Raw genomic sequence first — 7,380 nt, forward strand, 5'->3', positions numbered from 1 at the left:
CGCGCTGTGGGCCGTGGCGCGGGCGTCGCGTTCGATCTGGAGGGCTGCGTGAGCGTGATCGGGGACAACGAGCGCGACAGCGCGCCGAAGGCGGCGCGCTTCGGTCGCGTGCGATCGCTGTTGCAACTCGAACGCGGTCCGCGCGATCGCCGGGGCGTGCTGCGCGTGTTCTCCGACCGCCCGCGCGGGCAGGGCCGCCCTGCGGAGACATCCCCGCTGGGCTGCGACCTGTTCGACCTGTCCTATGTCGAGATGATCGTCACCGGGTCGGGCACGTCCTTTGCGAAGGGCATGCAGATCCTGTCGCCCGATCGTCGCTACGGCATGTTCGCGGTCTATGCGTTCTGTCGGGTGGTCGATGATATCGCCGATGGTGATGCTCCCATGGCGGACAAGCGCACCGCCCTTGACGCGTGGCGGGTGCGAATCGCGGCCCTGTATGAGGGGATGACGAACGATGCGCTCGACCGCGTCCTGCGGGCGGCCATCATGCGGTTCGGCCTGCGGCGCGAGGATTTCGAGGCTGTGATCGACGGGATGCAGATGGACGCCGAAGCGCCCGTCGTGGCACCGGACGAGGCGACGTTCGACCTGTATTGCGACCGGGTTGCCTCGGCTGTGGGGCGGCTGTCGGTGCGGGTGTTCGGCGATGCCTCGCCCATGGCCGACCGCGTGGCCCATCATCTGGGGCGCGCCCTCCAGTTCACCAATATCCTGCGTGATATCGCCGAGGATGCGCGGATCGGGCGGCTGTATCTGCCCCGCGAACTGCTGGTGCGTTTCGGCGTCCCGGCGGACCCCGCCCGGGTACTTGACGCGCCGGGTCTGCCCGGCCTGTGCGCGGTTCTGGCCGGGCGCGCGCACGATCATTTCCGCGCGGCGGCCCAGGCGATGGCCGCGTGTGATCGCGTGGCGATGCGCCCGGCGCGCATCATGGGGGCGAGCTACGCGGCGATCCTGTCCGGACTGGAACGGCGTGGCTGGGATCGTCCACGCGTGCGCGTGTCGGTGTCCAAACCCCGTAAGATCGCGGCCGTGGCACGCGCGTATTTCGGCTGAGCCATGGCCCATGTCCATATCATAGGCGGCGGTCTCGCCGGGCTGTCGGCGGCTGTCGAACTGGCGGGCAGTGGCGTTCGTGTCTCGATTTACGAGGCCGGGCCCGCCTGCGGGGGCCGGGCGCGTTCGTATGTCGACCGGCATCTGGGCGTGCGGATCGACAACGGCAACCATCTGCTGCTGTCGGCGAACGAGGCCGCGTTCCGCTATCTCGGCCTGACCGGCGCGCACGATACGCTGACCGGACCGGGCACGCCGACCTTTCCGTTCGTCGATCTCGGCTCTGGCGGCCGCTGGACGCTTGACCTGTCACGCGGGCGGCTGCCGTTCTGGGCGCTGTCGTCGCGGCGGCGGGTACCGGGCATGCGACTGTGGGAATTCGCGGCGCTCAAGCGTCTGATGGACGCGCGGGGCGACACGACGGTCGCCGAGTGCCTGGCCCCGGGCGCGCTGAGCGAACGCCTGCTGGAGCCGTTTGCGATTTCGGCCCTGAACACCCTGTGCGAGGACGCCAGCGCGGCTCTGCTGGGCGGCGTGATCCGTGAGTCGCTGGCCAAGGGTGGACGAGCCTGCGTGCCGTGGTTTGCGCGGGAGGGACTGTCGGAAAGTTTCGTCGATCCCGCTCTGGCGCATCTGGCGGTGATGAAGGCCGAGGTGCACGTCAACTGTCGCGTCAGCGCGCTGGAGATCGCGGGCGGTCGGGCGCTGGGTTTCGTCGCGGGGGGCGAACGCGTCGTCCTCGGCCCGGATGACCGGGTCGTCGTCGCCGTGCCGCCCTGGGTTGCGCGCACGCTGCTGGCCGGCAGCGTGCCGGGCTTTACCGCCCCCGATGCGTTCGAGGCGATCGTCAATGCCCATTTCCGGCTTGAGGATGCGCAGCGCCTGTCCGGGTCCATGGCCCGCGCGGGCTTTGCCGGCGTCATCGGCGGGATGACGGAGTGGGTGTTCGTGCGTGGCGATGTGGTCTCCGTCACGGTCAGTGCCGCCAATCGATATGCCGAGTGGGACACGGACGCGCTGGAAGCCCGGATCTGGCACGAGGTCCGCGCGGTTCTCGATCCGGTGCTCGAACGCCCCTTGCCGGCGGCCCCGGGCGCGGCCCGGATCGTGCGGGAAAAGCGGGCAACGTTCGCGGCCACACCGGCGCAGGAGCGGCTGAGGCCGACGGCGCGCACGGCGCTCGCGAACCTGGTTCTGGCGGGCGACTGGACGGCGACCGGCTTGCCCTGCACGATCGAAGGTGCGATCAGGTCAGGAGTTTCGGCCGTTCGCGTCCTGCGTGCGGATGAGATGGCCTGAACGCCCGATCAGACCGGACAAGGAAGGAAGCGTGCCCGCGAGACGATGCCGGGCCGGAGAGACAGCATGCTGAACGACATCGACGCCCCGCTTCGCCCGGATCCTGCCCCGGCCGACACGATTACGCCCGACGCGCTGGAGCGGGCCGTCTCAAACGCGCATGCGGCCCTGTCGAACCGTCAGAATGACGACGGGCACTGGGTGTTCGAGCTCGAAGCCGATGCGACGATCCCGGCCGAATACGTCCTGCTGGAGCATTTTCTCGACCGTATCGACCCTGAACTGGAAAGTCGCATCGGGGTCTATCTGCGCCGTATCCAGGGCGACCATGGCGGCTGGCCGCTGTATCACGGTGGCGGGTTCGATCTGTCCGCGTCGGTCAAGGCCTATTTCGCGCTCAAGGCGATCGGCGACGACATCGATGCCCCGCACATGCGCCGCGCGCGTGAGGCGATTCTGGACCATGGCGGTGCCGCGCGTTCGAACGTGTTTACCCGCTTTCAGCTGGCTTTGTTTGGCGAGGTGCCGTGGCGGGCTACGCCGGTGATGCCGGTCGAACTGATGCTGCTGCCGCGCAAGGCGTTTTTTTCCGTCTGGAATATGTCGTACTGGTCGCGTGCCGTGATCGCACCATTACTGGTGCTGGCGGCACGCAGGCCGCGCGCGATCAACCCACGCGGCATTCACGTGCAGGAACTGTTCACAGTGCCGCCGGAGACGGTGCGCGACTGGATCCGCGGGCCGTATCGGTCTGTCTGGGGCCGGGCGTTCAAGTATCTCGACGTGGCGTTGCGCCCGGTGGTGCCACGCCTTCCGCGCACATTGCACGAACGCGCGATTCAGGCCGCGATCGATTTCATCGAGCCGCGTCTGAACGGCCGCGACGGTCTGGGCGCGATTTACCCGGCCATCGCCAATACGGTCATGATGTATCGGACGCTGGGCGTCCCGGACAGTGACCCACGCGCCGCCACGGCCTGGCAGGCGGTACAGGGCCTTCTGGTCCATAATGGCGCGGAAACCTACTGCCAGCCCTGTGTTTCGCCGATCTGGGACACGGGCCTGACAGGCCATGCGATGCTGGAGGCGTCCGACGGCCCCTCGGGCATCCGGCCGGAGGAAACACGCGAGCGGATGGCGCGCGCCGCCGACTGGCTGCGCACGAAGCAGATCCTCGACGTCAAGGGCGACTGGGCCGTCAACGCACCGGACCTCGAGCCGGGCGGCTGGGCGTTCCAGTATGGAAACGACTACTATCCTGACGTGGATGACACCGCCGTCGTGGGCATGATGCTGCACCGTGAGGGCAACCCTGACAGCGCGGAGGCCATCGACCGCGCCCGCCGCTGGATCATCGGTATGCAGAGCACCAACGGTGGTTGGGGTGCCTTCGATATCGACAATGATCTCGACCTCCTGAACCACATTCCTTTTTCGGATCACGGTGCGCTTCTGGATCCGCCGACGGCCGACGTGACCGCGCGCTGTATCTCCTTTCTGGCCCAGCTCGGCCATCCGGAGGATCGACCGGTAATCGAGCGCGGGATCGACTATCTGCGCCGGGAACAGGAAGCCGAGGGAAGCTGGTTCGGTCGCTGGGGCACCAACTACATCTACGGCACATGGTCGGTGCTGTGCGCCTACAATGCGGCCGGCGTCGCGCACGACGATCCGTCGGTCCGCCGGGCCGTCGCCTGGCTGCGCTCGGTCCAGCGCGAGGATGGCGGTTGGGGCGAGGACTGCGCGACCTACGAGGGTGCGGCGTCCGGCGAGTATGACGAGAGCCTGCCGTCGCAGACGGCTTGGGCGGTTCTGGGCATGATGGCGGTCGGCCTGCGCGACGATCCGGCGGTCAGGCGTGGTGTCGCGTTTCTGATGAACGCGCAGGACGAACGGGGCGAGTGGCATGAGGAGCCCTATAACGCCGTGGGTTTCCCCAAGGTGTTCTATCTCCGCTATCACGGGTACAAGCAGTTCTTCCCGCTGATGGCGCTCTCGCGGTTTCGAAACCTTGGCAGCAGCAACAGCCGCCAGGTTTCGTACGGTTTCTGACCCGAACATGGCCAGTCAGGGCACGGGCGTGCGGGCGGACGGCGCGGGCCTTGGGATTCTTGTCGGCCTGAAAGCCGAGGCGCGGGTTGCCCGCGCGGCGTTCCCTGCCGCCGCGATCGCCATCAGCGGCGCTACCGCCCAAGGCGCGCGGGATGGCGCGCGGCGTCTGGTTGAGGCCGGTACGCGCGGACTGCTGTCTTTTGGTCTGGCGGCGGGGCTCGATCCGGCGTTGCCGCCCGGTACGGTCGTCGTGGCGGACCGGGTGGCGTTTCTCACCGGGGAGGCGCTGTCGACCGATCCCGCGCTGTCCGCCCTGTTCGGCGAGGTGTCCGGCGGAGTGCTGCACAGCGATGTCGTGGTCGCGCGCGCCGACGACAAGGCGTCCCTGTTTCGGCGCAGTGGCTGTTGCGCGCTGGACATGGAAAGCGGATTCGTCGCGCGTTCGGCGTGCACGGCGGGATTGCCGTTCGCGGTCCTGCGCGTGATTTGCGATCCGGCGGACCGTACGTTGCCTGACGCCGCGCTTGTCGTGCTCGACCCGGAAGGCGGTCTGAAGCCCGGACGTCTGCTCGGCCGGTTGGCGCGCGATCCGCGTCAGATCGCCGGGCTGATCGCGCTCGGCCGCGATGCGGCGTCGGCGCGTCGCGCGATGGGAGCGTTCCTGTCCGCTCGGATGTCCTGAGAGCGGCAGGGCAACAGGACCGGCCCCCTGCTTGTGGTCACGCCCCGCGCGACGGCTGGCGCAGACAGGGACCCGGCAAGAGACAGGCCCTGAGAGTGGAGACCGCGTTGCCGCGTGCTTGCACGCGATACAAATACTTTGCCCGACGACACTCTGGATACTCCCGTCAGATCGACGCGGGACGCGCCAGAGACATGGCAAAGGCACGTCACGTGCAGAGCGGCGGTCGGCGGAAGGAGCGGGCGTGATGCCTTTCGGTTTCCTGCGTGAACGCGCGTCGTGTGTGCCATCCCGTCGTCGACATGCGGGCTGGCGGGTGTTGCTGAGGGGCGCCGCCGTTGGCCTCGTCTTCCTGCGGGCGCCGGACGGTCTCGCGCGTCCACTAGCCGGTCTGGCGGCGGGGCGCGTACTGGTGTCCGGCCCGGCGCATCCGCGCGCAACGCTCGTCATGCTTCCCGGCGGCGCGGGCGACGTGGGGATCCGTCCTGACGGAACGGTACGTCATGGCGCGAATTTCGTCGTCCGGACACGTGCCCTGTGGGCAGCGCGCGGCTACGCCGTGGTCCTTGCCGACGCGCCGGATGACATGACGCTGCGTGGAGTTCGCTCAACGCCCGCCTACGCCGACCGGGTGGCCGCACTCGTGAGGCTGGCACGCGAGAGGTTCGGTGCGCCGGTGTTTCTGCTGGGCACCAGCCAAGGCAGCATCGCGGCGATGAACGGCGCGGCCCATGCTCCGCCTGGAACGCTGGCCGGCGTGATTTTATCCGAGCCAGTGTCCGTCCTGGGCGGCAGCCATGAGACCGTGTTCGACGCGGATCCTGAGGGTGTTCGCGTGCCGGTGCTGATCGTCGTCAACCGCGATGACCGCTGCCCGGTCGCACCGCCCGGTGCCGCAGCCGCCATCCGTGCGGCCCTTTCGGCCAGCCCGGATGTGTCCGTATTGTCGGTCTCGGGCGGTCGTGACGAGGACGGCACGCCCTGCGGCTCGCTCAGCCCGCACGGTTATGCGGGGATCGAGACGCCGGTGGTGGACGGGATAGGCCGCTGGGTCCTTTCCCGTCTGGCGGCGCGTCAGTAGGCGCGGTGCGTCACGATCCGCGTTTCCAGATAGGCCTCGAGCGCCTCGATCCCGCCTTCGGACCCATAGCCGGAGTCGTTGATGCCGCCGAACGGGATTTCCGGCAGACCGAGGCCGATATGGTTGATGGTCAGCATCCCCGAGCGTACGCGATCGCGCAGTTGTGCCGCCTCGCTGCCGGACTGGGTGAAGGCGTAGGCCGCCAGTCCATAGAGCAGGCGGTTCGCCTCGGTGATCGCCTCGTCCAGATGGGTGTAGGGCATCATCAGCGAGACGGGGCCGAACGGCTCCTCGTTCATGATCGTCATGTCGGGCGTCAGGTCGGTCACGACGGTCGGGGCGAAGAAGTTGCCCGCATTGCCCAGCCGCTCCCCACCCAGCGCGATTTTGGCCCCCTTGGCGGTTGCGTCGGCCAGCAGGGACTCGATCGCGGGGACCCGGCGCTCGTTGGCCAGAGGGCCCATCGTGGTGCCGTCCTCGAGCCCGTTGCCGACACTCACCTGACGCATGCGCGCGACATAGCGTTCGACGAAGCGCTCATAGACGGGGCGTTCGATCAGGAAGCGGGTGGGCGAGATGCAGACCTGTCCCGCGTTGCGGATCTTGGCGCCTGCGGACAGCTCGACCGCCGCGTCCAGATCGGCGGTGGCACTGACGATGACGGGCGCATGACCGCCGAGTTCCATCGTCACGCGCTTCATGTGTTGCCCCGCGAGGGCCGCCAGATGCTTGCCGACCACGGTCGAGCCGGTGAACGTGACCTTGCGGATCGCAGGATCGGGGATCAGGCGCTCGGAGATTTCCGCCGGCGTGCCGTACAGCAGTCCGACCGTCCCGGCAGGGACACCCGCGTCGAGAAACGTCTGCATCAGCGCGGCCGGCGATGCGGGGGTGTCCTCCGGCGCCTTGACGATGATCGAGCATCCCGTGGCCAGTGCCGCGGCAACCTTGCGGGCCGCCTGGCTCATGGGGAAATTCCACGGCGAGAATCCGGCGACCGGACCGACGGGCGACTTGATGACCGTCTGGGTCACGCCGGGCGCGCGGGCCGGGATCGTGCGGCCATAGACGCGGCGACCTTCTTCCGCGGCCCAGTCGATCACGTCGGCGCACACGTTGATCTCGGCACGCGCTTCGGCCAGAGGCTTGCCCTGTTCGGTCGTCAGGACGACGGCGATGCTGTCCGCGCGCGCGCGCAGAAGGTCGG

Annotated in this window: 6 protein-coding genes; 5 read left to right on the top strand and 1 reads right to left on the bottom strand. The window is 68.5% G+C overall.

What is annotated here, in order from left to right; translation table 11 throughout:
- Positions 1 to 165: 165 nt before the first annotated feature.
- The 5 genes from hpnD to HUK82_RS12960 all read left to right on the top strand — a co-directional run bounded on the left by hpnD (position 166) and on the right by HUK82_RS12960 (position 6,173).
- On the top strand, positions 166 to 1,059 hold the full coding sequence (gene hpnD / locus HUK82_RS12940; protein WP_373318288.1) for a presqualene diphosphate synthase HpnD: 894 nt from the start codon (positions 166 to 168) through the stop codon (positions 1,057 to 1,059).
- 3 nt (positions 1,060 to 1,062) lie between these two features.
- Complete coding sequence (hpnE, locus tag HUK82_RS12945; RefSeq protein ID WP_176614357.1) at positions 1,063 to 2,358, top strand: hydroxysqualene dehydroxylase HpnE; 1,296 nt, start codon at positions 1,063 to 1,065, stop codon at positions 2,356 to 2,358.
- 66 nt (positions 2,359 to 2,424) lie between these two features.
- Positions 2,425 to 4,410, top strand: coding sequence for a squalene--hopene cyclase (shc, locus tag HUK82_RS12950; protein ID WP_176614358.1), 1,986 nt, complete (start codon positions 2,425 to 2,427; stop codon positions 4,408 to 4,410).
- Between the two features lie 7 nt (positions 4,411 to 4,417).
- Positions 4,418 to 5,092, top strand: coding sequence for a phosphorylase family protein (locus tag HUK82_RS12955; RefSeq protein WP_176614359.1), 675 nt, complete (start codon positions 4,418 to 4,420; stop codon positions 5,090 to 5,092).
- A 247-nt stretch (positions 5,093 to 5,339) separates the two neighbouring features.
- Positions 5,340 to 6,173, top strand: coding sequence for an alpha/beta hydrolase (locus tag HUK82_RS12960; RefSeq protein WP_246495123.1), 834 nt, complete (start codon positions 5,340 to 5,342; stop codon positions 6,171 to 6,173).
- On the opposite strand, the gene HUK82_RS12965 is transcribed toward HUK82_RS12960, so the two are convergent.
- The coding region (locus HUK82_RS12965; RefSeq protein WP_176614360.1) for an NAD-dependent succinate-semialdehyde dehydrogenase at positions 6,167 to 7,380 on the bottom strand (1,214 nt) is incomplete at its 5' end. The genes HUK82_RS12960 and HUK82_RS12965 overlap by 7 nt on opposite strands.

The sequence above is a fragment of the Ameyamaea chiangmaiensis genome (genome assembly GCF_013376175.1).
In the GTDB taxonomy this organism is placed as follows: Bacteria; Pseudomonadota; Alphaproteobacteria; order Acetobacterales; family Acetobacteraceae; genus Ameyamaea; species Ameyamaea chiangmaiensis.